Raw genomic sequence first — 25953 nt, 5'->3', positions numbered from 1 at the left:
TTTGAATCTTTTAGAAACACCTATTCCACCATTATCCTCCAACCTTGACCTCCAAAAGATAACTATTGGCAAACAACTCCTACTAGAAGACTTCCCTTTTTCTATCGTTGAATTACAGAATTATTGTGAGACAGGGCTATTAACTTATTGCCCTGGTATCCTCACTGAAAAAAATAATCCAAAATGTGCTCGTTGCGGCAATAGGGACAAGCAATGGTTTGCCTCCTACCCTTGCTCGAGATGTGGAGAGATTTGTTTGTACTGTCGTAAATGTATTATGATGGGCAGAATTAGCTCATGTACGAAACTGTATACTTGGTCAGGACCCCCTTTTACGTTAGAAACCACTCCTAAACTTTCTTGGTCAGGAACCCTCTCACCAGGACAAAAAGTCGCTTCTGAAAGAGTAGTGACAGCCGTAAAGGAAAACAAAGATCTACTGGTCTGGGCAGTTTGTGGAGCGGGTAAAACAGAGGTTTTATTTGAAGGGATTCATACAGCCTTGTCTGCTAAAAAAAGAGTTTGTATCGCCACTCCAAGAACCGATGTTGTCCTTGAACTAACTCCTCGTCTGCAAGCGGTATTCCCTGATATTCATGTAGCCTCTCTTTATGGTGGCTCAGAGGATCGTCACACATATTCTCCGCTAACCATATCTACCACACATCAATTACTCCGTTTCTATAAAGCCTTCGATACCATCATTCTCGATGAAGTGGATGCTTTTCCATACTCAGTCGACGAAATGCTTCAATATGCTGTTTCACAAGCAAGGAAAGAAGTTTCAAGTATGATTTACCTAACTGCCACTCCTAATGAAAAATGGCAGAGAGAATGTCGGACTGGAAAAAGAGAGTTTGTTACAATTCCTGCTCGATATCACCGCCATCCGTTGCCGGTGCCTAAATTTGAATGGTGTGGGAATTGGCAAAAACTTTTAAAGAAAAATAAACTTCCTCCAAACGTAATGAAATGGCTAATAAGCCGTCTACAATCAAACAAACAGTCACTCTTATTTGTCCCCCAAATTTCTCTAATGGAAAAAATACTCCCTATTTTGCAAGTAGTTAATCCAAACATTGTTGGTGTCCATGCAGAGGACCCTGACCGGAAGGAAAAGGTTCAAGCGATGAGGCGTAAGGAGGTTCCCATGCTAGTTACTACAACCATCCTTGAACGAGGAGTAACATTCCCAAATATTGATGTGGCCGTTCTCGGGGCAGAGGACAGAATTTTTACTGAAAGTGCGCTGGTGCAAATCGCCGGGCGAGTCGGGCGCAGTGCTGACCACCCCACCGGCCACATCACCTTTTTTCACTACGGGAGAACAGAAGCTATGGTAAAAGCAAGAAACCAGATTGTAAATATGAACAAAGAAGCGATGAAGAAGGGGTTGGTGGATGCGTGAAATGTTTGTATTGTCATGAAGAGATTTTGAAGCAGGTCAGCTGGTCGACGTTGTTTACTCGAGAAGAGGAAAGTCTCTTATGTAGTACCTGTCAGAGTCAGCTATCAGAAATAGAGGGAGAGACGTGTAGGGTATGTTGTAGACCGTTTGATATGTTGGATGAGAAGTATAGAATGGGGGACATTTGTTGTGACTGTTATCGGTGGGAGGAAGACCAACAGTGGAAAGGTTGTCTTGAAAAAAATGTCTCTATATACGTTTATGACGATTTTCTAAAGGAGTTTATGAGCAAGTATAAGTTTCGAGGGGATTACATATTGGTTCATGCTTTTGTAGCTCCGTTTCGCTCTAAATTAGAAACCCTTCCCTATGATTTCCTAACCTCTATTCCGTTAAGTGAAGAGCGACTATATGAGAGAGGCTTTAACCAAGCGGAAGCGCTCATTAAGGAAGCTGGTGTCACTCCTTCTACTCTTCTTCAAAGAACCCACTCTGAAAAGCAATCGAAAAAGTCACGTCAGGACCGTATCCATCATGAGCAGGTTTTTCAGCTGAAGGCGGGCATTGATATTATAGGTAAGCGGATTCTTATTGTTGATGATATATATACGACTGGATCTACGCTAAGGCACGCCGGGAAAGTTTTACGCAAAGCTGGAGCAAAAACTGTTTGTTCCATCACTCTAGCGCGCGGATGATTATTATGTTCGTTAATTTTCATATTCTTCTGCCAAAGTTCACGTTATAATGACAATTAAGAACATTACGGAAGAGGGGATCTTCATGGCTGAACTGACGAATTGCCCGAAGTGTGACAGTCTTTTTGTGAAAAATCAATTTAGAGATGTTTGTGAAAAGTGCTTTAAAGAGGAAGAAAAAGCATTCGAAACCGTTTATCAATTTATTCGCAAACGTGAAAATAGGACAGCAACGATGAGTCAGGTTGAGGAAGCGACTGGGGTAGAGGAGGAACTGATCCTAAAGTTTGTTAAAAATGGTAGACTTAAGCTAACACAGTTCCCGAATTTAGGTTATCCTTGTGATAAATGTGGGAAGGTTATTCAGAAGGGTAAGCTTTGCAATCCCTGTACGGAGGAATTACGAAAACAGCTTGATCTACTTAATCAGCAAGAGGAACGTGAGAACGCAATAAAAAAGAGAGAAAAACAAGCTACCTATTTTACTGTGGATGAAAAATTTAGACGTCATCAATAATCCGTATGCATCTGCATGCGGTTTTTTCTATATTTTGCAAATTAATAATTTTGAACTTTTTTCCGATAAGAGAAGTATAAGATATGTCTAGGAAAGAGGAATGTAGACATGCAAATTAATAATCATCTAATGAGTAAATCATCATCAAATGAGGTTCCTTTAGATTTAAGGCAAGGAGATATTCATCATGCACAAATTAAGGAGCGTAGAGCTAATGGTGAAGTCGTTCTTAATATTAGGGGCAAGGAAGTCGTAGCAAAGTTTGAGGGTCAAGTTCTAACAGAAGACCGAATTACTATAAAAATTACTGGCCAAAAAGATGATGTATTAATGGTGAGGGCAGCTAGCTCGGCTGTAACACAAAATGAAATCATTTCTGGAAGTGAACCGAAGCAGTCTAATATTATTGAGCTAATAGGAAAAGCAAGCCCTGAATTAAATCAAATGTTAAACCAAATAGAAAAAAGGGGTATTCCCGTCACAAAAGTCGTAGCAAAGGAATTACAAGCCTTTTTGGAGGGTGCTAAAGGGGCAATTGAAACGAAAATAGATACTTTAAATGCCCTTTTAAATAAAAACTTAGAGATTACAACTACTCATTTGCGATCCATCCATGAGGCTCTTCATGGAAAACCGTTAAATAATATACTTTCAGACATAGCTAAAGAATTGGAACCAAGCTTTGAGTATAAGAAGGCAGAAGGAAGCGCATCAGTTTCAGCAAATCCTTCTCATAAAATAAATCTTAGTTCGGAAATAGATTCTTTAATCGAACAACTTGAGAGAAACCCCGATCTTAAGAGTGTTCTTCAGAAAGTTAAGGAAGTAATTAATCAGAATCCAAAGCTTGATCAAGAATTATTAAAGCAAGTTGACAAAGGGGTTGAGGATGCACTAAAGCTAGAAACTATTGCAAAAGAGAGGTTAATGGATCCGGCAAAAGGTGTCCAAGAAATTGTAAACATTTTAAGAAACACACCGAATATTAAAAAAGCTGTTGAGGAAATTTTAAAATTTTTAACAGAAAGTAAAATACTCAGTCAAGAAATGAAAAAGAATCTCGAGACAACTGTAAAACAAGCCATACAATTAGAGCTTGCTGGCCGTGAGCGGTTAGTGAATATTTTAAAACAACTTGAAAATCTCATATCTAATAAACCAAATATGAATACTCAATCACAAATTCAGCAGGAAGTTATTAGCACTATTACAAACGACGATGGGGCTAAGTTACTTAGTCAAATCTCAAATGCTTTAAAGCTAGTTCAGAAGGATCCTTTATTATCTCATGCTACCGAGTATATAAAAAATGAAATTATTACGAGAGAGCACATGCATACATCTAAAATACATCATGCCCTCGAGGAAGCTAATGTATTGAAGGATAAGGGAAGGGAAATGATGGCGAGACAAGTGTTGGCCAATACCTTAACAGAAATACAAAAGGAACTTCAACCTTCTACCTCAACTCTAGATAACGAATTAACACTAGAAATAAGTGACCTTATAGATTCTTTACAAATTGGTTCAAAACCAATATTAGTAACTAAAGTTACAGAAAAGCTTGCTCAAGTTACAAATGACTTTCGGGAGCTCAAGCGTGATATATCTAGAACACTTGAACAAACAAATAAGTTGATAGAAACAAATAGAAATATGGGTGTACAAGCAAAGCAAATGCTAGAATCAACTATTAGTAAAATTGATAATGCCATCCTAAAAAGTAATATCATGCTTTATACGGATATGAAGACAGAAAAGCAGCTAATGGAAGCGAGTTCACAATTGGCTGAAGCAAAAAGATTCTTAGCTAAAGGGGAACACCCTCAAGCTGCACGGTTGGTACAGGAAGTTAAAACTTTAGTAGATAAACTGATATTTAAGCCATCTGAACAAAAAATAATGAATTTTGTCTCTAAAGAGAGCATTATGAACGATAATCAAGTAATAGATTTGAAAGATGAACTCCTGAATCGAATAGGAAGGTCCCCCCTAAATAGCACAAGTTTAGAAGGGTCAGCCCGTCAAATGTATGATCATATCCGTTCTCTAGGATTGAATCATGAAAGTGATGTTTCTCAAACACTAGTATTCAAGAAGGGTGAATTTAGTCAGCAAGATTCTCAACAACAGCAGAATAACTTAAAAGCTAGTCTTATGAAACTATTACATGGGGAAGCTGACCATAATAAAATTACCCATCAAGCCGAGCAAGCATTAAACAATCTAACAGGACAGCAATTGCTTAGCAAAGCAGACTCTAGTCCTATGCAAAATATGTTCTTAAATTTAACGATGCTTCTTGGTTCAAATCCAGAAAATATACAGGTTTTTGTGAACTCTAATAGTAAAGGACAACAAATAGACTGGGAGAATTGTAATATCTATTTTCTACTTGAAACAAAGAAACTAGGAGATGTAGGGATTCTACTTAACTCACGGGATAGGAACCTTACTATTACAATTAAAAATGACAAACCGGGCTTTAAAGACAAAATGGCACCAATTGCACAGATTGCCACAGATCGATTAAAGGAAATTGGATATAACATCAATGCTATTCATTTTTCAAAAATGAGTGCAGATCAAAAAGTAGATATAAACGGTAAAACAGTAGAAAACGAAGGAAACGACTCTAATGTAATGTTTACGGAGAAGGGATTGGATTTTAAGGTATGATGTTATCAAAATCTTATAACCAAAAGAGACGTAAAGATATTAATGGGCCTTCTGCAGCAGTGTTAAAATATGACAATAGTTCCAACAAGGTTCCAATTGTTGTTGCACACGGAAAAGGACATGTGGCAAAGCAAATAATCGAGTTAGCACAGAAAAATAATATTCATCTACAAGAAGATACTAATCTTGTTTCAAACCTATTAGATATGGATCTAGGAGACAATGTACCACCGCAGCTTTATTCTGTTATGGCAGAAATCTTCTTATTAATAGAGGAAATGGATAAAAAGTATTAATAATCTAATGAGTTAGTCCGATAAAAAAGATAGAAATGGAGGCATGATTGTGAGTAACTTCATAACTGAAGAATTAATATATCAAAAAAACCCTCAAGAAATTACATCCATATTGTATGAGGCCTGCCTAACTAATCTAGAAGATTCTTTAGAAGCCCTTAAAAGAAAAGATTACGAGCACGTAAATAAAAAACTCCAAAATGTAAATGACATCTTACACAGATTAGGTGCGGGTATTAATTATGAGAAGGGTGGCATTATTTCTGACCAACTGGATGCAATCTACAATTATTTAGCAGACCGTCTCATCCAAGCGAATTTTTATAAAGATGAAAAAGTGATTCATGAAGTATTAAATATTATAACGATGATAGCTACGGCATGGAACGAGGCTATGTCGAAAAATAAAGACAACACCCCTATACAAGTGAAGAAAAGACATATGGCTTACGAAAAAAGTGTGCTAACAGAACTAGATTAATACGTTAGAGGAGAGTCGAAATGAGAATCAATCACAATATTCAGGCGTTAAATGCTTATCGTAATTTAGCTACTAATCAATCAAGTACATCTAAAAACTTAGAAAAGCTATCTTCAGGCTTAAGAATAAATCGTGCTTCTGATGACGCTGCTGGTCTCGCTATCTCTGAGAAAATGCGCTCTCAAATTCGTGGTTTACAACAGGCAGAAAGAAATTCATTAGATGCTGTTTCACTAATACAAACAGCAGAAGGTGCCCTTGGTTCCATGCACGATATTCTTCAAAGAATGAGGGAGCTTGCAGTACAATCTTCAAACGGAACAAATACGGATGAAGATCGTTCAGCAATCCAAAGTGAAATTGACCAATTAACATTAGAGTTAGACCGTATATCAGATCATACCCAATTTAACAAGAAAGCCCTACTATCTGGAGATGCCGGAGGAAGGCCATTCGTTGAAGCAAGTGATAGCGCCATTACCTATGATATGTCTGTTCCTAACAGTAATACATGGAAGGGAATTGTTACAGCTGCTCCAACGGAAAAAGCTTCTATTGAACTACAATTTGATTATGCGTTTGGAAGCCAGACTGCAACAGCAATTGACGGAAAGAGATTTACCATTAATGGGAAGGTCTATGAAATTGATGCGGCTGGGGGAACGGCAGGAATTAGTAATACTAGTCATATTGCAGTAAATATTGCTACTTGGGGAAGTGGTTCAGAAGCAGCTGTAAAGGGAAATATTGATAGGCTAATGCAGACTTTAGCAACTGCAATTAATGCCAATGACTCTACTTTTAATATAAGTGGAGCAGATATTACTACGCCTGATACTGGTATTAATACAGGCGATAGTACCTTTGATGCTCCAGGCAAACTATTAATCCAATCTCGAAACCCAATGTCTGTAGCAGAAGCTAATCAAATTCAAGTTTCATCTACCGCTGCCAATGTAAAGTATTTTAACCCATTAGACTCTACAGAAATCACTTCTGCAACAAAAACATTGGTAGGTAACCCTGATGCAGCTACTGCAAACCAATTTAACCTAACCTTTAGTGAAATCCCTAAAGATGGAGATACACTGAGAGTTGATAATTTAAATATTACGTTTGTTGATACTTTGTCAACACCATCCGTTAATGAAGTTTTAGTTAGTGGAAATAGATCTCTTGAGGATGTTCTAACAGATGTTACAACACTTATTGCTAATGCACCTCTAAATAGTAAAACTGCAGTGAATTCCTATTCGGTTGTTGGGGGTAATACATTAGTATTATCTACTAGAAAAACAGATGATAATGGTTCGTTTGGAATTGCAAACGGTCTTGAAGTTCAGTTTAAGGATAATGATTACACAGCAAACCTAGGGAAATCTCTGAAGCTAAGTATACAATCTGGAGCAAACAACGAAGAGAGTATGGATGTCGAAATCAATGTAATGGATACAGCTACTCTCGGATTAGCAAGAGATATTAATCATCAAAATGGTGGAACGTTCCTTCCTGGTAATAATGCTATAGCGGGTGTGGATGTTAGTACTGAAAGTGCTGCTAAGCTGGCTATAGACATTATCGATCAAGCTATAACAAAGGTTTCGAATGAACGTTCAAAGCTTGGTGCTTATCAAAACCGTCTTGAGCATACTATTTCCAACCTAACGATGACTAATGAAAACTTGACAGCAGCAGAATCTCGTATTAGGGATGTAGATATGGCTCTTGAGATGTCTGCATTTACTAAAAATAATATTCTTAATCAGTCTGCTCAAGCAATGCTTGCCCAAGCGAATCAATTCCCACAAGGAATCCTTCAATTATTACAATAAAGTGCCAAAGAATGAGTTCGAACCTTCGAACTCATTCTCTTGTTTTAAGAGTTTTTGTGTTAAACTAGATTAGAAATAAATAGTTAGGTGGGATTACGATGGACGTTCAAAAAATAGGCAGCCTTGGATTAGATTCTCTTAAGAGTAAGAAACACTCTGTCACGGAAAGCATTTCCTTTCAAGAGGTAATGTCAAAAGGACGAAACCATGTAATCTATGAAAAATTAACAAAGATGGTTACTGAGATCGAAGAGCAAGGAAAAATCCTAGCAGAAAATCGTACGGTCGATCAACTTAGAAAATATAAGAAAAAGGTTAAAGAATTTATGGAAGAAGCCGTTCAAAATGGACTGCAATTAGAAGAACAAAGAGGCTTTAATCGCAGAGGTAGAACAAAAGTGTACAAAATCGTAAAAGAAGTCGATAAAAAGCTCATAGACCTTGCAAACACTGTTCTTGATAAAGAGAAAAAAGGACTGGATATTCTCGATTTAGTTGGTGAAATTAAAGGCATGTTAATTAATATATATACCTAATGGCTTCTAGTTTATTAAAACTAGAGGTCTTTTTATAAGTTTTTCCACTTCAACATTTTTCTGATTAACCGATAATAATAAAGAAATCAATTTCTAAAGACTACAATAATATTCAATAGATTTATCTTACTAAAAAGAGGTGACAAGTCATGAAAATAAACAATATTGGTAGAATGAGCGTAAATCCATATAAAAAACAGGCCGAGAAGGTTGATAAATTAGAAATACAGTTAAAAAAGGATCAAATACAAATCTCCGATGAGGCACTTCAACTTCAAAAGATAGGGAATGTTGATAAAGCTAGACAGCAGAAAGTTGAAGAATTACAAGATAAAGTAAGCAGTGGTCAATATGAGGTTGATAGTAAAAAGGTTGCGCAAAAACTATATGATTTCTGGAATAACTAAAACTATTGAGGTGGGGAAAGTATGTCAATCTCCCTAATTATCCAGCTTCTAGAAAAGCTCTTATTATTACAAAAAAGCCTAAGTAAACTTGCTGTTCATAAAACGGATATTATTAAAGCGGGAGACGTCCAAGCTCTTTCGTCATTAATGAAGGAAGAGCAGAATCACCTCCAAGCTATTAAGCAGATAGAGAGTTCTTTAATTAGTCAAGTAAAAAAAGTTATCCAACCTTCCGTTTCAAGTCAGTTAACATTAACCAATTTAGTAGACATGGTAAATGGACCAGAAAAACAAGTAATGAAGGGGCTTCAATCTGAGTTGGAAGAACAAATGTTAATTTTAAAAAACCAGAATGAATTAAATCAGGAACTACTTCACCAATCCTTACAATTTATTAACCTTTCATTAGATTTACTTTTACCTGAAATAGATTCCTATAATTATGAAAGCTCTGATGGAGTCGATACAAAGCCGCAAAGTAACCGATCTCTTTTTGATTCAAAAGCATAGTAAGGGAGCTAAGAACAAATGGTTTCGACATTTTATGGACTAGAGGTAGCCAGACGAGGGATGATGACTCAACAGGCTGCTTTACATACTACCGGACAAAACATTGCAAATGCAAATACACCAGGATATACGAGGCAGAGAGTAAACTTTGTCCAAACAACACCCTACCCAACCCCTTCTTTAAATCGAGCACAAATTCCCGGTCAAATGGGAACAGGAGTTCAAGCGGGTTCTATTCAAAGGGTAAGGGATCACTTTATAGATGATCAATATCGTGGTGAGAATAACAAATTAGGATACTGGGGAACAAGAAGTCAAGCACTTAACTCCTTAGAAACGATTATGAATGAACCAACCGATGAAGGGTTAGCAAACAGCCTTGATCAATTTTGGACGGCCTTACAAGACTTATCTGTTACGCCTAGAGATTCAGGGGCGCGCTCTGTAGTAAGACAAAGAGGAGTAGCTGTAGCTGATACCTTTAATTACATTTATGGAAACTTAAAAGCTGTCAAAGAAGACTATAAAAATGAAATAGCTGTTTCGCAAAAAGCTATCAATTCACTATTAAATCAAATTAATAAAGTGAACCAACAAATTGGAGAAGTTGAAGTTCACGGGTACGTGCCTAATGATTTATATGACCAAAGAGATCGTCTAGTGGATGATTTGTCCGAATATGTAAATGTTAAGATAGAAGCAAAGCCTTCAGGCGGAATGGCCAACTCTGTTGCAGAGGGCAAATATGATGTATATCTTGCAAATAATAACGGTCAAATCATGACAGATGATGCAGGAAATAAAATCAAGCTAGTAGATGCTACTACTAGGGAAGCATTCGGAGTATCTCTAGCTTATAGCACGTCTCATTCCGACAATCCTATTGAAGGTTTAAAACTATTTAAACTACATCCAGATGGAGATGGATATGGTGGGTTCATAGATGATCCAACGAATCCTTCTAGTGTACCTGCTTATTCAGTAGCAAGCTTTCAATCTTTCAGAGACCAAACATCTGGTAGTTTTACAGCTATGATAGAGGCTTATGGTTATACATCAGGTACTAGTGTAAAAGGTCTATATTCAGATATGATGAGAAATCTAGATGAGATGGCCTTTACTTTTGCCCAGCAATTTAACAATATACATCGATCTGGTTGGAGCATTTCTGAGATAAACGCTGGCATTAAGAACGGAAAAGAGTTTTTCTCATTCGATAGTAGTGTTGCGACTCCGACTAGCTCGAACCCTACTGGTGCTGCAGCAAGCTTAAGATTATCTTCCTCAATAGAAGAAAGCTTGAATAATATTGCAGCAGCTGCAGCAGGTACCTTTATATCCCATGATATGAATGGGGACATTACGAATACAACAGTGGGAAGTCCTGAAATAAAAGGAAACGTTGAATTCCCAACAGGAGCTACCCAGTTAGAAGTCGAGGTAACCTGGACAGGGTCTAAGTGGACCTATAAAGTTGCTCCTGGACAAAATGGTGCTACTGAACAGACAGGTGATTTATTATTACAAGATTCTGTAGCAGAGATTCCTAACTTTCCAGGTTTAAAAATAGACTTTTCTACTATATCGACTCCAGTTTCTAATGATAAATGGTCGTATACAGTTCAAAACAATGGTGGTATTTCTCCTAAAGATGAGGCCTTCTTAGGCAGTGGGTCTAACGCTGCTGCTCTTGCAAATGTGAAAGACGAGATTCTTAAATATGGTAGCTCAAACACTTCGGTTACTGGATTCTATCAATCTGTCATTGGAGATATGGGTGTTAAGGCTTCACAGGCAAATCAAATGTCTAAAAACACAGGTGTATTAAGAGAAGCTGTCCTAACAAGACGAGAATCGGTTTCAAGCGTATCTTTAGACGAAGAAATGACAAATTTAATCACTTTCCAGCATGCTTACAATGCTGCAGCAAGAAATATTACCATGGTTGACGAGATGTTAGATCGTGTCATTAATAACATGGGACTAGTTGGTAGATAAAGGTAGGTGAGTAAAATGCGTGTAACGCAAAATATGCTAACGCGTAATAATCTTAATTATATAAGTAATAACTACGTAAGATATGGTGAATTACAGGATCAGTTAATGTCAGGAAAAAAAATTACACGCCCTTCACAGGATCCTGTTATAGCAATGAAGGGAATGCGCTATCGTTCTCAAGTAGTTGAGGTTGAGCAATTCAAACGAAACTTAAATGAGGTTTATAACTGGATGGACAATACAGACGGAGCTCTTGGAGAAACAACGAGTATCTTTCTCCGTTTAAAAGAGCTAACTGTCCAAGCTGCGAACGATACTTATAACTCAGACCAACGCCAATCGATTGCGAAGGAAATAAAAGAACTTGAAGAACATTTGCAAGCTTTAGCTAATACGAAAGTGAATGATAAGTATATTTTTAATGGTACGGATATAAATTCTAAGCCTGTAGATATCAGCAATATAGAAAAAACAGTGACGGATTTAGGAGCGGGGAATCCAGAAGAATTTATTGTTACGTATCAAGGGAAGCAGTTTAAGTATGACACTGAGTCAACTCCTGGCACTTTCCTCTTTAAAAATGGAAATGAGCAAATCGAGATTAATGCTACAAATGGAAATGTAGGCTATGATAGCAATATATCGGACACAACACCAAGTACCTCATTGTTACAACAGGATATTATTATTTCTGCTAAGAATGCAATCTCATCTAATAACCAAGATTTCAAAGTTGAGGTTATGAAAGGCGTTCAAATGGAGGTTAATATTCGCCCACAGAACGTATTTTCTGCTGAAATGTTCAAAGATATCTCTGATTTATATAAAGCGCTAGAGAATCCAGACACGAAAGCAACCGATATGACAAAGTTTTTAGATAAAATAGAAGACCAGTTAGATAAAATTACATCTGAAAGATCTGAGTTAGGTGCTCGGTTAAATAGAGTAGAATTGATTGAAAATAGAATTGGTCAACAAGAAGTCACGGCTAAAAAAACGATGTCTGAAAATGAAGACATTGATATGGAAAAAGTAATTATAGAGCTTACAACCCAAGAGAGTATTCACCGAGCTGCATTAGCTGCGGGAGCAAAAATTATTCAGCCAACACTTATGGATTTTCTAAGATAGGAGCTATTCTTCAGTGAATAGCTTTTTTTACTACTATTAATCTCAGCAATTCTTAAAGGAGCGAGTTCCATGCAGGTGCCTCAAATACGTATTCAGACAACCCCTGCTAAGATAGGGATTCATACTCAAGATGCAGTACTGAACATCGAGCAACGTCCTGCAGACATGCGGATTCAACAACCTACGCCTGAGCTTAACATAAAAAATACACCTGCTAAGCTAACCATTGACCAGTCAAAAGCTTTCGATGAAATGGGTTTAAAGCATGTGTTTCAACTTATAAAAGAGTTTTCTCAAAAAGGAAAACAGGATTGGATGAACGGGGTTGCAAGAATTGTCCAACAAGGAAATGAACTTATGAAAATTGAAAATAATGGTAATCCTTTAGGAGAACAAGCAAAAAGAAATAGTGAACGGAAAACTCATGAATTTAACGTTGGATGGATTCCTTCTCCATTTAGTGTAAAGAACCATTATAGCCCTGGACGTTTACAAATGGATTGGCAGACCCACAACGCTGTTATTGATATTAAACCTAATAAACCGACTATACAATATGCACCCGGTAAAGTAGATTTTCAATTAATACAAAGAAATTCAATTCAAATTGATTTCACACTATAAAAGGAATGATCATGATGAAAATAGAAACGAAATATCAAGGTGAGGTAGAACTAAAAGAGGAAGAGACCCTTCATTTCCCTCAAGGAGTTTTTGGTTTTCCTGAAGAAAAGAAATTTGTCGTATTGCCCTTGACAGAAGATCAAAGTTTATTCACTCTCCAATCTCTAAAAACTACAGGACTTGCATTTGTCATTACCAGTCCATTTCAATTTTTTCCTACATATGAGTTTGATTTAGAGGACCATATTCTTGAAGAACTAAAGATAAAATCACAGGAAGAAATCCAAGTGTTTTCCATCTTAACTATCTATGATCCCTTTGAAAAAACAACAGCGAATCTAATGGCCCCAGTTATTATTAACGCTAAGGAAAGAGTGGCAAAGCAAGTCGTCTTAAATAACGCAAATTACCTAACAAAGCAGCCACTCTTCCAAACAGCAAAGGTAAAGGGGTGACACCATGCTAGTACTTACAAGAAAAAACGGTGAATCTATTAATATAGGCGAGGACATTGAGATCACCATCGTATCCTCAAAAAACGACCAAGTAAAAATAGGCATAAAAGCCCCGAAAAATATTGAAATCCTAAGAACAGAAATATATGAACAGATCCTCGAGGAAAACAAAAAAGCATCACAAGATATAGGGATGGTACTAAATTTATTAAAAAATAAATAAAAAACCTATTAAAGATTTAAAAACATTGTCGATAAAACAAATGTAAGAGAAAATAGGGCGGCCGACCTATCATTCTCTCAATAAAAGATGGTTCACAAGGACGTGAACCCGACATTCAAGGAGGAAATTTAAAATGAGAATTAATCACAATATTGCTGCACTTAACACACACCGTCAGTTAAACACTGCAGCAGCAGGTCAATCTAAATCAATGGAAAAATTAGCTTCAGGTCTTCGAATTAACCGTGCTGGAGATGATGCAGCAGGTCTAGCAATCTCAGAAAAAATGCGTGGACAAATTCGTGGATTAGACCAAGCCTCTCGTAACGCCCAAGATGGAATCTCTTTAATCCAAACAGCTGAGGGTGCACTAAACGAAACGCATTCTATCCTACAAAGAGGAAGAGAGCTTGCTGTTCAAGCAGCCAACGATACAGCAACTCAAGATGATAGAAAAGAAATTCAAAAGGAAATTAATCAGTTATTAGAAGAAGTAGACAGAATTGCTAATCAAACTGAATTTAATACTCAAAAATTACTAAATGGTAACTCGTCTAACTTAACTCTTCATATTGGTTCTAATAAAGATCAAACCATGAATATTCAAATTTCCACTATGACTAGTGCTGACCTTGGTGAAGCTGGTGTTGCAACAGCAACTGTAACATTAAATAATGATTTAGACTTTAGTGCAGCAGCAAATAATGGAACATTCTCTATAGGTGATACTACCATTGCGCTGAATGAGAATTACTCAGGTAATGTTAATAAATTAGTTAGTGATTTAAATAAAGCTTTTCAAAGTTCTGAAGGTGTAACATTTTCAAACAATGGAAATAATTTGACTATGAATAGTAATACAGCATTTTCATGGACAGCTACTAACGGAAGTACTGGGACAACAACTGCTGTTGCGTTTGGTGTAACTTCTGGTGCAGCTAACGCAGTTACAGCTACGGGTAATACAGGTATTGCTTTAGACCAGTTAAATACTGCTGTAAATACTGGGAATGCTGGAGTAACAACACAACTTGGTGCAGAAACGGCTATTCAGGCATTCGATAATGCAATCAAGGAAGTTTCAGGAGAACGTTCTAAATTAGGTGCATACCAAAACCGTTTAGAGCATACTATTAACAACCTAGGTACGTCTTCTGAGAACTTAACAGCTGCTGAATCTCGAATCCGTGACGTAGACATGGCGAAAGAAATGATGAGCCAAACTAAGAACTCAATTCTTTCTCAAGCTGCTCAAGCAATGCTAGCTCAAGCCAACCAACAACCACAAGGTGTACTTCAATTATTACGTTAATTACGTTTATATTAGTTTTCAAGATGGGGACTCTAGTTTTGCTAGGGTCCTTTTTTAATGAGAAGAAAGTCTAAATTTCAACATAGTAACCAGAACGTATAAACTATTAAGTTTTTTTACCGATAAAGTTAAAGAGAGAGATAACGTAAATAACGGTGATTAAATGATTATTAGACAAAATCCAATTGGAATTAAAATGGTGAATCAACTAAATAAGAAATCTTCAGCTTCAGCAAACTCCATGAGCAAGCTTTCTAATGGGGTTCGGATTAATAGTGCTTCTGATGATGCAGCGGGGCTGGCAATCTCCGAAAAAATGCGAGCTCAGATTAGGGGGTTAAATCAGGCTAACCGAAATGTGCAGGATGGTATATCGTTAATTCAAACAGCTGAGGGGGGATTAGGGGAGATTCAGAATCCTAATTTGCAGAGGTTAAGAGAATTAGCGGTAATGGCTTCCAATGATACGTTTACCTCGTCTGATCGGTTAGCCATTCAAGAAGAAGTGGAACAAATAAAAAAGAGTATTAACGATATTGCAAACACTACTATGTTTAATGGTATTAATCTGTTAAACCAACAAGTAACTCCAAGTTCAACTTCTACTACTGTAGTCACCCTTGGTAGGTCAGCAAATTTGGTAGGAAGTAGTTGGTTACCAGGTTCTAATTTCCCGATACAAACTGGGATAACTGATGAATTTGAATTTACTATTAACGGGACCACTAGTAGTATAGTAATTCCCCCTGGCACCTATAATAAAAATAGTTTTGTAGATGAAATCAATAGACAATTAACTCAAAACAATATCGACTTAACAGCCTCTCTATACATGTCAACAAATAAATTACAATTTTCAACTCCTGTAGGAGCTTATTCTATAGAAAGCATAACAGGTGTTGCAGCTGATGCTTTTCTTCACTCAAGAACGTATGCGAATCGAAATGGTGGAATAGCGTTAGCGGGCTTACCAAATCTAAGTCCGAGTGTTACAATCTCAGCTGGGGTTAATGATAATTTAACCTTTACTATTAATTCAACCAATTATTCAATTACCCTGGCACCAGGAACATATAGTATTTACAGCGGTTCGCAGTCAAATTTAAATAATAATTCACCTTTCTTAACAGAAATTAATAATCAGTTAGAACTCGCTGGTGCACCGGTAAAAGCTCAGTTTATCTACTACGCTAATCCAGATCCACCATATAACAATGGTACCGGATTGTATTTAACCGCACGTGAGAGTTTAGACGGACAACATTATTTATCAAATGGCTCACATACATTTGGAAACTTTGGTGGAAATGCAAAAAGTACTCTATTTGACCAATATGATAAAGGCTGGAATTTATATGATTCTACTGGGACAGAAACAGGTCAAGTGGAGACTATTCCTTTTTCTATTCATGGGGGAAAGGATTTATCAGCAGGTTTAACCATCATATCAGGTGAAAATGATACCTTGAATTTTGATATAAATGGAATCCCTCAGAGTATAGTTCTTTCTCCAGGTACATATGATTCATCAAGCTTATTGGACGAATTAAATCAAAGTTTTACAGAAAATGCTATTAATGTTAGAGCGGAATATGATGTACTAAACAGGCTACAATTAAAACAACAAGGTACTGCCTTTGATGATGATATCCTACATAATATAACTGGAAATGCTGTAAAGGATTTGTTTTTTGAAGGTATAGATGGAGAAGAGATGGTCACTCAGTCAACTTTTATCCCCTCCCAAGGGACTTTAAATATTCAAGACGGACCAAATAGTGGAAATAATATTGAGATAGAACTTGTTAATGTAACCATTGAAGCATTAGATATTGATGATTTATCAATAGATCCAAGAAATAAAGCTGAAGAAGCGATTGGAAAAGTTGATCAGGCTCTAGTTTTACTATCTTCGTACCGTAGTAATTTTGGTAGTTTCCAAAATAGATTTGAGCATCGTTTGAATATGTTACAAGCATCATCAGAAAACCTTGCAGCTGCTGAATCTCGGATACGTGATGTAGATATGGCTAAAGAAATAATGAGTCAAACTAAAAACTCAATTCTTTCACAAGCTACCCAAGCCATGTTAGCTCAAGCTAATCAACTGCCACAAGGTGTACTTCAATTATTGCGTTAACTATATTCTTGAAAGAGGCTCTGTTTATAAAGGGTCTTCTTTTTTTGCAAAGCTATTAGTGTGATACCATATTCTTCTCAAAAGTATTAATTTCTTTTCTTCTGTGCCGATATAACTAACAAGACAATTTGACCAGGAGGAATCCTTATGATAGATCGTGTTCAATCTGCACCTATCTATTCCTCGCAACCAAGAACCGTCAACCATGAGGGGAAAATACCATTAGAGCCACTTAGTTTAGTACAAGACTCTAGAGATACAACTGAAAATAAAAATCCTCAGCCAAAAGAAAAAGTCGAGGAGATTGTTAGTAGCTTAAATAAATTTTTGCAACCCACTCATACTTCGTTAAAATTTGAGTTTCATGAAAAACTTAAGGAATATTATGTAGCGGTCGTAGATGACCAGACAAAGGAAATTGTGAAAGAGATTCCTGCAAGAAAATTATTGGATTTTTATGCGGCTATGACTGAACACATAGGCCTTTTGGTAGACAAAAAGATTTAAAGAAGGTGAAAATATGCGAATTGGTGGATTGGCCAGTGGAATGGACATCGATCAGATTGTAGGAGACTTAATGAAGGCTGAAAGAATGCCACTTGATAAACTAAAACAAAAGAAACAAACTCTAGAATGGAAACGTGATGATTTCCGTTCCATGAACACCTTATTACTTGATTTCCGTTCTGAGCTAACGCAAATGAAATTAACTTCCAAATACCGTGCAAGGCAAACGGCTTCTACAGATGAATCAAGGTTGACTGCAACTGCAACTAGTGCTGCAAATCCGGTTTCATATTCTATAACAAGTGTGTCACAGCTTGCTAGTACAGAGACAAGGGTAAATGCAGGCAAAATCTACAAAAATGGTGCTACTTTTGATCCTGCTAAGGGTTTATATTCACAACAGAGTAGTTTTGAAGTCCCGGGAACGAATGTTTGGAGAACAGGGGCTATCACATCAAAAACTATTAATGTGACTACCGCTGGAAGAACATTTAATTTAGACACTGCAAATCTAAAGGCTGATGAGTTAACTAACATGAGTTTAACCGTAAATGGTATAGGGTTCAACGCTGTAGTGGACACGGAACTCGGTTCACCAGCAAGAGCCCTTAAGGCAAACGAAGTCTTAGTTAAGGCTGATGGTTCATTAGAGTTTGGAAAAGACATTGCACAAAATAGTGTGATAAAGGTTAATTACATCGCCAATGATAGGACAGATAAACTGACTTTAACAAAAGATACAACATCCTGGCAGCTCAGCCAAGGATCAATCAATTCTATCAGTTCTATTAAGTTAATCAAGGATGGTACAGAGACGCCTTATACGGTTACAACTGATCCATCAGGTGTTATGAGAATTTTGGACGGAACAACAGAAATCGGTGTAATCAACCAAGAAACAGGTAAGGTTGATTTTTCAGCTGCACTCCCAAAGCCTGCAGAAGGTGAAGAAACTGAAATGAGTCTAGAGGTTACTTATGACCACCACTTTACCTCCCTTGCAGTTGATACCCATACTTCAAAAGGCGAAATGCATAGTTCTTTCCTAGTATCAGGATCAGAGTCATTAAACTCAGTTATTAGCAGGGTAAATAGCTCTAGTGCTGGTGTAAACATGTTTTATGATTCTTTTACTGGTCAAATGACGATGTCTCGTACAGAAACAGGGGATTTTAATAAAACTGGTCAGGAGATGTTTACTAGGGGCAACTTCCTTAACCATGTCCTTCGTATGGGGATTGCTCAAGGTGCCGAAACTAAAGTTGAAGGGAAAAATGCTATATTTGAGATAAACGGATTGCAAACAGAGCGAACTTCCAATAACTTCGAAATGACTGGAGTTACGTTCAATTTGAAGAAAACTTTCACAGAAGCTGAAGGAGCTGTTGGAATATCTGTCACGAATAATGGGGAAGAAGTATTCAAGAATATTAAAGATTTCGTCGCAAAATACAACGAATTAATTGATAAAATGAATAAAAAGATATCGGAAGACCGTTATCGTACCTACTTACCGTTGACTGATGAGCAGAGGGAAGCCATGTCAGAAGACCAGCAGGAAAAGTGGGAAGAGAAGGCAAAAAGTGGCCTTTTACGTCGGGATCCATTGCTATCTAGTGCTTTAACTAGCATGAGGATGAACTTTTCTAGCCCTGTTGCGAACGACCAGGTTTCAGGACTTTTTAACCAAATGGCCAAGCTTGGAATAACTACTTCTGCCAATTATTTGGAAGGTGGGAAGCTTCAAATTGATGAAGCGAAACTTAAGAAAGCCATTGAAGATGACCCAACCTCTGTAGAAAATTTCTTTAAAGGAGACGGGACAACAGAGAGCCAAAAAGGTGTTGTGCATCGTCTATATGATAGTGTGACAAAGACCATGGATCAGCTTAAGTTAAAGGCTGGTAATAGCTTCTCAACCTTACAACAATATACAATTGGTCGAGAACTGGATAATACAAACGACCGTATTGATCGGTTTGAGGACCGTCTTAAACAAGTAGAGGACCGTTATTGGAGGCAGTTTACCGCAATGGAAAAAGCTATACAACGTTCTAATGAGCAGTCTATGCAATTAATGAATCAGTTTAGTGGTGGAATGTAAGTTAGATTCTAAGAAGAGTAGATAGGAGTGTTTTACAAAATGGCAGTACAAAACCCTTATCAATCGTATCAACAAAATTCGGTAAATACGGCATCCCCAGGTGAATTAACCTTAATGCTGTATAACGGGTGTTTGAAGTTTATTAATCTAGCTAAAACGGCTATTGACCAAAATAACTTAGAGGAGAGACATACGAATATTCTTAAGGCTGAGAAGATCATTCAAGAATTGATGGTCACTTTGAACATGGACTACGAAGTCTCAAAGAATATGATGGCCCTTTATGATTATATGAACAGACAGTTGATACAGGCTAATATTAAAAACGATAAGGAACTTCTGGAAGAAGTAGAAGGAATGGTTACTGAATTTCGTGATACTTGGAAGCAAGCGATTCAACTAAATCGTCAAAAACAATATGCAGAAAGTGGGCAGGCGTAATGTCTGCCCTTCAACTATATTTTAAAAAAACAGAAGACTTGGTTCATCTACTGCAAATATCACCTGATCGAGATGAAGTGTTACTAACAATTGAGAGTGGCTTCTTAGAAAGGGAGGAATATCTCAAGGGAATTAATCCTCCTTTTACGCAAGAGGACAAGGAGCTGTATATAAAGATTCAAAAGCTTGAAGTTGAGCTTCAAGCACTTTTAAATAAGGAAAAACTAGCAATTCAAAAAGATATTAAGGACCTTTCAATAAAGAAGCAAACTTCTAATAAGTATACGAATCCATATGAAAGTATCAATCAGGATGGAATGTTTTATGATAAGCGAAAATAGGACTAAAAGAGAACCGCTTTCGGAAAGTCAGTATGAGGTCATCTTGAAATACTCACAACTTTTGGAGACCATTAAAGAAGCATTCCAATATATTAGCGAGAGCTTTCGTAATCTCCAACGAACTGAATCTGATCGATTAATGACGGATATGATTCATGCCTTTGATAAGATTAGTGATATAAACGAAGTATTCTCTGGCTGGTTTGAGAGTGATACAACCGTAATGGAAATTTTAGATCGCTTTGAAATGCTTGTTACTGAAATAGAATTTATTGTAGATTTGAATGGATTGGAAACCAACAGGAAGATAATAGAACAACTAATGCCTACATTTATCATTTGGAAAAAGGATTTTATGAGTGAATTTGAAGTTTATATAGAATCATAAAGTGTAATTGCCGGTACCAATGGGTCCGGCAATTACACTTTAATATCTAGGAATTGTGAAAAAGGAGATGGCTGTTGTATTTCTCGAATAGTTTTTGTTGGATCATTTTTTGCTTCTTGAATCATTTGGTTTAATGCTTGTTCATTTACTTGTCGGTTTGACTCAACTATATGCGCGATAGGACTGCTTATTTGAATCCCTCCAATATTAAAGCCCATGGAAACACCACCTTAAAAATAGATAAATTTACCTATTATTTAATTTTAATACGAGTTGTTATTCCAAGCAATACAAACCTTCTAATAGTATATTTCTTCACCAATTCGTCAAAACTTTTCAACTTTTCCACGGTTTCAGCAGGAGTTTGATAGGGTAAAATAGAAATGTAATAACATAGCTTTAATTTGTTTAAAGCAGAGGTTATTTTCGGTAGATTTTGCTGGTAAGGGTTAGTACAAGCTCTTTTCGCATAATCCTGAATATAACCATATTTGTAAACGAAGAGGAGGAGTTCACGTATGAATTACAACATTCGTGGTGAAAACATTGAGGTAACTCCAGCAATTAGAGAGTACGTAGAGAAGAAAATTGCTAAATTGGAAAGATATTTTACTGAAACTCCTGAAGCAAACGTAAATGTTAACTTGAAAACTTACAGTGATAAAAAATCAAAAGTAGAAGTAACTATTCCAATGCCACAACTCGTGCTTCGTGCAGAAGAAGCACATGAAGATATGTATGCTGCAATTGACTTAATTACTGACAAATTAGAGCGTCAAATTCGCAAGCATAAAACAAAAGTAAACCGTAAATTCCGTGAAAAAGGAAATATAAATGCATTTTTCGCAACAGTTGCTGATGAGGCAGAAGTCTCTGTGGCTGTTGAAGAAGAAAATGATTTAGAAGTAGTTCGTCAAAAGAGCTTTGACTTAAAGCCGATGGATAGCGAAGAAGCAATTCTTCAAATGAATCTACTAGGCCACAGCTTCTACGTTTTCACAAATGCTGAAACTAACCGTACAAACGTTGTTTATAAGCGAAAAGACGGTCGTTATGGATTAATTGAAGCACAATAAATACTTAAACTTAGACCGCAGTTCTCCTGGTTGGAGGGCTGCGGTTTTGTTGTTTAGAGTGAGTAGCCGATATATTTCATAAGTTGCCGATAAAACTAAGAATGTCGCCGAAATACATTCAAATTCGCCGATAAATCTTGAAAGTGGCCGATATATTTATATCCGACCAATAACCTCAAAATTTTCCTTCGACTTCCGAAAAATCATGCCCCCACAATTCCTTTGGAGATGCTATAATATAAAGAATCACATTTTTCTGAATATCATAATGTAGGTTTTTGAACATATAGCTAAACTAAACTATATGTTGTTTGGTACGCTCTGGGAATGTGAAAATACATATCCGCAGTATTAATAGAAAGGGTGAAAAGGGTGAACAACCGATGAAGCATGTACATATATTTTTAGCCTTTTTCCGAGTGGGCATTTTAGGATACGGTGGAGGACCTTCATCGATCCCACTAGTACATAAAGAAGTGGTAGAAAAATATAAATGGATGGACACAGATGAGTTTGGAGATATTTTAGCATTAGGAAACGCATTGCCTGGACCGATCGCCACAAAAATGGCTGGTTATATTGGATACCGAGTTGCGGGGATGTTAGGGATGCTTAACGCAATTATCGCTACGATTGTCCCAACGATTATACTAATGATTCTTTTTCTAACTGTCTTAAACGCATACAAAGATCAGCCGTGGGTGAACGGAATGGCAACGGCTGTTGTTCCGGTTGTGGCGGTCATGCTTGCAACACTGACATGGGATTTTGTGAAAAAGTCTACTCAATCTAGCTTGGGATGGGGCTGGACACTATTATTTATAGTTGCCAGCTTACTATTAATAGAGTTCATTAACATCCATCCTGCCTTCATTATCTTAGCGCTTTTAATAGGAGCGTTACTGAAAAAAGATGCCTCTAGTAAAAAGGAGGAAGCTGCATGATCTACTTTGACATTTTTCTAGCGTTCTTTATCCCCGGAATCTTAGGATATGGGGGAGGACCAGCATCGATTCCTCTGATTGAAAACGAAGTGGTGGATCGCTATGGTTGGTTAACCGTCAATGAGTTTAGTGAAGTTTTAGCATTAGGTAATACATTACCAGGGCCGATAGCTACGAAAATGGCTGGTTATATCGGATATCTTGAGGGTGGCGTGTTAGGGGCGGCTGTCGGAGTGTTTGCAACGGTGGCACCATCCCTAATCTTAATGATTACCTTACTTGGTTTACTGATGAAATATAAGGAATCACCACGTGTAAAAAGAATGACGACTTACATCCGCCCAGTTATCGCGGTGTTACTTGGTGTCATGACCTATGACTTTTTGTTCTCATCATATGAGGGTGTTGGAATTTGGCAAACCCTATTTATCGGGGGAGTTAGCTTCGTTCTCCTTGAAAAATTAAAGGTTCATCCTGCATATGTTATTGCGGGCTCTCTCGTTTACGGAGCTTTTATACTAGCTTAATTCTGTCTTAATCAAACGTTTGATTAAATGACTGAAAACCCTTGATACGAAAGGGAAACAACGCGTCTCAATCAATCGATTGATTAAATAAGTTTACATCCGTGTTTTTACTAAAATGCATGTTGATTCATCAGAAGGAAAATGTATTTAATTTCTCGAAATTAGTCTATACAAATTAAATAGGAGGATACATAAATGACTTTCTCAATCGTCGGATTTGATCCAAAGGAAAAAGAATGGGGTATTGCCGTTCAATCAAAATTTTTGGGAGTAGGAGCTGTGGTTCCATTCGCAAAAGCTGGAGTTGGAGCAGTTGCAACTCAATCATATGCAAATACTGCTTACGGTCCTCAAGCTCTTGAACTTTTTGCACAAGGGAAATCCGCAGATGAAGTAATCGAGCTAATTACGAAAGATGATAAAGATAAAGAGCTTAGACAAGTGGGAATCATTGATAGCGAAGGAAATCCAGCTACTTTTACAGGAAGTGCCTGTTATGACTGGGCAGGTGGAGTTACAGGGCCTCATTTTGCGGCTCAAGGGAATATCCTCGTTGATGAAAGAACCGTTCAGGCAATGGCGAGCACGTTTACTAGTGCAGAAGGAACACTTGCTGAGCGACTTCTAGCTGCTTTAGATGCAGGTCAAGAAGCAGGTGGAGATTCACGTGGACAACAGTCTGCGGCACTCCTAGTTGTAAAAGAAAAAGGTGGCTATGCTGGTTTTAACGACCGTTACATCGATCTTCGCGTTGATGACCATCCGAAACCGATTAAAGAACTAATTCGTATTTATGAGCTACAACAACTGTACTTTGCACCTCCGAAAGAAGAGCGTAAGGCTGTCATTGAAGGAGAAGTGAAAGTTACCTTAACGAAAGAGCTACAACGTCTGAACTACTTACAGGAAGACACTGCCGACGAATCTCTTTACAAGGCTCTAACCACTTACATCCATACCGAGAACTTCGAAGCACGTGAACTAGAACAAGGGAAAATCGATTTAGACGTACTAGATTATATGAAAAAACAAGGTTAACTTTCGAAACAGCTGCCAAATGGTAGCTGTTTTATTTTTATGAAAAGTTGGTTAAACTATGAATATCTTAAATAGAGAAATAATGAGGGAGAGACCGATGAATACGACGATAGGACGGAATGACCCATGCGTATGTGGGAGCGGGAAGAAGTTTAAGAAGTGTTGTGGAGCAAATGAGACAGTTTCGATTAATTCCTTAATAGAAAATGAAGTTATGAATCTACAAGCCCAAATTATCGATTATGCCATCACAAACTATGATATCGAATTGGAACAAGATTTTGAGGAGATTCTACTAGATATTGTAACGGAAGATGAATCAGAGCTTGAATTTTACAGCTTTGCTCACTCAGTATGGTTTACTCTTTTTGGACAGGTACGTAATGGAAAAACGATCCTTGAACAGTATATTAAAGAAAGAAGTCATCTTATTCAACGTCCAAAGGTTCGGGAAATTCTACAAAGCTGGACGAAGGTAAGGCCTATTACAGGGAGAGTTGTAGCTACTACTGAGACACACATATCTCTTAAGGAAGCTTTTTCAGACCAAATAATAGAGATTAAATATCCAAATTCATCAGATGTTGATATAAATTCATTTGTGTTTGCCATGATTGTTCCATTGGATGAAGAATGGATTCCTTTCCCAACAGTATTTGACTTAGTTAGTAATGAATATAACGAAGATGAAGAAAATGCTCTAAAGAGAGAGTTTGAGATTTCTGGATATGAAGACATTGATGAGTTTTTAAAAGAAAATTTTGTCTCGTTGATGAATGAACTACAGTTCGTTTCTATGGATTATAGTGCGAACGGCTTTGAATGGCAGAAACAAAGTCATAAAGAGATTGCTAATCTTTTTGAAAATGAAATGAAAAAAGAAGGTGCACCTGCAACTTTTATTGCTACCGGTGTCATACTCTGGTTGAAATTTTGTGAGGAACAGCCAAAACATCGGAAATCACCTGAATCTTACGCAGCAGCTATGCATTATATTACCCATAGCTTGAATCCTGTGTTTTCGGTTACCAAAAAAGAGCTTGCTGAAATATATGGGATTACACCTTCTACTTTAACGAATGCTCAGCGTGAAATTGAAGGGGAGATTTCTGAAGAAATTAGTAAATTTCGCGCGGAGATCTTAAAGGACTTTCTAGAGGATATTAAAATGAAAACTCTAAGGTCTAATGATGCTTTTAGTTTTGATGATATTTATGAAAAAGTTTTTGAGGAGGAAGATTTTGAGGATGACCTTGATGATGATGATTTATTCATTGTTGAGCCTCCAGCCAAAACCAAAGCCAAAGTGCTCCCATTCAAAAAGAAGTAGGCCGATCCAT

General features: G+C 37.1%; 28 protein-coding genes. 27 read left to right on the top strand and 1 reads right to left on the bottom strand.

Annotated features, from left to right (window positions below; all coding sequences use genetic code 11):
• The first annotated feature begins 1 nt into the window (after position 1).
• From ACFYKX_RS13800 to ACFYKX_RS13695, 22 genes are all read left to right on the top strand, one after another.
• The gene (locus ACFYKX_RS13800) at positions 2-1408 is read left to right on the top strand and encodes a DEAD/DEAH box helicase (RefSeq protein WP_389361643.1); all 1407 of its coding nucleotides are present in this window, start codon (positions 2-4) and stop codon (positions 1406-1408) included.
• Between the two features lie 284 nt (positions 1409-1692).
• On the top strand, positions 1693-2106 hold the full coding sequence (locus ACFYKX_RS13795) for a ComF family protein (protein ID WP_389361642.1): 414 nt from the start codon (positions 1693-1695) through the stop codon (positions 2104-2106).
• Between the two features lie 85 nt (positions 2107-2191).
• Positions 2192-2623 (top strand): TIGR03826 family flagellar region protein, encoded by a 432-nt coding sequence (locus ACFYKX_RS13790; RefSeq protein ID WP_389361641.1) that lies wholly within the window; start codon positions 2192-2194, stop codon positions 2621-2623.
• Positions 2624-2731: 108 nt separating this feature from the next.
• On the top strand, positions 2732-5302 hold the full coding sequence (locus tag ACFYKX_RS13785) for a hypothetical protein (RefSeq protein WP_389361640.1): 2571 nt from the start codon (positions 2732-2734) through the stop codon (positions 5300-5302).
• Entirely contained in the window at positions 5299-5598 is a 300-nt protein-coding gene (locus ACFYKX_RS13780; protein WP_389361639.1) for an EscU/YscU/HrcU family type III secretion system export apparatus switch protein, read from the top strand. The genes ACFYKX_RS13785 and ACFYKX_RS13780 overlap by 4 nt, the downstream gene beginning before the upstream one ends.
• Positions 5599-5641: 43 nt before the next feature.
• Positions 5642-6079, top strand: coding sequence for a flagellar export chaperone FliS (fliS, locus tag ACFYKX_RS13775; RefSeq protein ID WP_389361638.1), 438 nt, complete (start codon positions 5642-5644; stop codon positions 6077-6079).
• 20 nt (positions 6080-6099) lie between these two features.
• Positions 6100-7911: a flagellin N-terminal helical domain-containing protein gene (locus tag ACFYKX_RS13770; protein ID WP_389361637.1), complete on the top strand. Its 1812-nt coding sequence runs from the start codon at positions 6100-6102 to the stop codon at positions 7909-7911.
• A 98-nt stretch (positions 7912-8009) separates the two neighbouring features.
• Positions 8010-8447 (top strand): YaaR family protein, encoded by a 438-nt coding sequence (locus ACFYKX_RS13765; protein ID WP_389361636.1) that lies wholly within the window; start codon positions 8010-8012, stop codon positions 8445-8447.
• Positions 8448-8596: 149 nt separating this feature from the next.
• Positions 8597-8854: a flagellar biosynthesis anti-sigma factor FlgM gene (gene flgM / locus ACFYKX_RS13760; protein ID WP_389361635.1), complete on the top strand. Its 258-nt coding sequence runs from the start codon at positions 8597-8599 to the stop codon at positions 8852-8854.
• 21 nt (positions 8855-8875) lie between these two features.
• Entirely contained in the window at positions 8876-9364 is a 489-nt protein-coding gene (locus ACFYKX_RS13755) for a flagellar protein FlgN (RefSeq protein ID WP_389361634.1), read from the top strand.
• 18 nt (positions 9365-9382) lie between these two features.
• Positions 9383-11362, top strand: coding sequence for a flagellar hook-associated protein FlgK (gene flgK / locus ACFYKX_RS13750; RefSeq protein WP_389361633.1), 1980 nt, complete (start codon positions 9383-9385; stop codon positions 11360-11362).
• Between the two features lie 15 nt (positions 11363-11377).
• Complete coding sequence (gene flgL, locus ACFYKX_RS13745) at positions 11378-12493, top strand: flagellar hook-associated protein FlgL (protein WP_389361632.1); 1116 nt, start codon at positions 11378-11380, stop codon at positions 12491-12493.
• 69 nt (positions 12494-12562) lie between these two features.
• On the top strand, positions 12563-13117 hold the full coding sequence (locus tag ACFYKX_RS13740) for a DUF6470 family protein (protein WP_389361631.1): 555 nt from the start codon (positions 12563-12565) through the stop codon (positions 13115-13117).
• Between the two features lie 11 nt (positions 13118-13128).
• Complete coding sequence (gene fliW, locus ACFYKX_RS13735; protein ID WP_389361630.1) at positions 13129-13572, top strand: flagellar assembly protein FliW; 444 nt, start codon at positions 13129-13131, stop codon at positions 13570-13572.
• A gap of 4 nt (positions 13573-13576) precedes the next feature.
• A complete protein-coding gene (gene csrA, locus ACFYKX_RS13730) occupies positions 13577-13795 on the top strand; it encodes a carbon storage regulator CsrA (protein ID WP_389361629.1) in 219 nt (72 codons plus the stop codon).
• A 133-nt stretch (positions 13796-13928) separates the two neighbouring features.
• Positions 13929-15107 (top strand): flagellin N-terminal helical domain-containing protein, encoded by a 1179-nt coding sequence (locus tag ACFYKX_RS13725; protein WP_389361628.1) that lies wholly within the window; start codon positions 13929-13931, stop codon positions 15105-15107.
• Positions 15108-15270: 163 nt separating this feature from the next.
• Positions 15271-17247, top strand: a complete 1977-nt coding sequence (locus ACFYKX_RS13720) for a flagellin N-terminal helical domain-containing protein (RefSeq protein ID WP_389361627.1) — start codon at positions 15271-15273, stop codon at positions 17245-17247.
• 147 nt (positions 17248-17394) lie between these two features.
• A complete protein-coding gene (gene flaG / locus ACFYKX_RS13715; protein ID WP_389361626.1) occupies positions 17395-17754 on the top strand; it encodes a flagellar protein FlaG in 360 nt (119 codons plus the stop codon).
• 13 nt (positions 17755-17767) lie between these two features.
• Positions 17768-19858 (top strand): flagellar filament capping protein FliD, encoded by a 2091-nt coding sequence (gene fliD, locus ACFYKX_RS13710; RefSeq protein WP_389361625.1) that lies wholly within the window; start codon positions 17768-17770, stop codon positions 19856-19858.
• Positions 19859-19897: 39 nt separating this feature from the next.
• The gene (gene fliS / locus ACFYKX_RS13705; protein ID WP_389361624.1) at positions 19898-20299 is read left to right on the top strand and encodes a flagellar export chaperone FliS; all 402 of its coding nucleotides are present in this window, start codon (positions 19898-19900) and stop codon (positions 20297-20299) included.
• Positions 20299-20640, top strand: a complete 342-nt coding sequence (locus ACFYKX_RS13700; RefSeq protein ID WP_389361623.1) for a flagellar protein FliT — start codon at positions 20299-20301, stop codon at positions 20638-20640. Before fliS (ACFYKX_RS13705) ends, ACFYKX_RS13700 begins: the two co-directional genes overlap by 1 nt.
• Before the next feature lie 43 nt (positions 20641-20683).
• Positions 20684-21028, top strand: coding sequence for a hypothetical protein (locus ACFYKX_RS13695; protein WP_389361622.1), 345 nt, complete (start codon positions 20684-20686; stop codon positions 21026-21028).
• 32 nt (positions 21029-21060) lie between these two features.
• Here the strand turns inward: ACFYKX_RS13695 and ACFYKX_RS13690 are convergent, their stop codons facing one another.
• A complete protein-coding gene (locus ACFYKX_RS13690; protein WP_389361621.1) occupies positions 21061-21246 on the bottom strand; it encodes a hypothetical protein in 186 nt (61 codons plus the stop codon).
• Between the two features lie 300 nt (positions 21247-21546).
• On the opposite strand from ACFYKX_RS13690, the gene hpf reads away from it, so the two are divergent.
• The 5 genes from hpf (at position 21547) to ACFYKX_RS13665 (ending at position 25943) form a co-directional block, all read left to right on the top strand.
• Entirely contained in the window at positions 21547-22104 is a 558-nt protein-coding gene (hpf, locus tag ACFYKX_RS13685) for a ribosome hibernation-promoting factor, HPF/YfiA family (protein ID WP_389361620.1), read from the top strand.
• Positions 22105-22487: 383 nt separating this feature from the next.
• Complete coding sequence (locus ACFYKX_RS13680) at positions 22488-23048, top strand: chromate transporter (RefSeq protein ID WP_389361619.1); 561 nt, start codon at positions 22488-22490, stop codon at positions 23046-23048.
• Positions 23045-23575, top strand: coding sequence for a chromate transporter (locus ACFYKX_RS13675; RefSeq protein WP_389361618.1), 531 nt, complete (start codon positions 23045-23047; stop codon positions 23573-23575). The genes ACFYKX_RS13680 and ACFYKX_RS13675 overlap by 4 nt, the downstream gene beginning before the upstream one ends.
• A gap of 195 nt (positions 23576-23770) precedes the next feature.
• The gene (locus tag ACFYKX_RS13670) at positions 23771-24613 is read left to right on the top strand and encodes a DUF1028 domain-containing protein (RefSeq protein ID WP_389361617.1); all 843 of its coding nucleotides are present in this window, start codon (positions 23771-23773) and stop codon (positions 24611-24613) included.
• 97 nt (positions 24614-24710) lie between these two features.
• Positions 24711-25943 (top strand): YecA family protein, encoded by a 1233-nt coding sequence (locus tag ACFYKX_RS13665; RefSeq protein ID WP_389361616.1) that lies wholly within the window; start codon positions 24711-24713, stop codon positions 25941-25943.
• Positions 25944-25953 lie beyond the last annotated feature (10 nt).

The organism is Cytobacillus spartinae (assembly GCF_042865285.1).
GTDB lineage: Bacteria > Bacillota > Bacilli > Bacillales > Cytobacillaceae > Robertmurraya_A > Robertmurraya_A spartinae.
The sequence above is the reverse complement of the archived record's forward strand: the minus strand, read 5'-3'. Positions and strand labels throughout refer to the sequence as shown.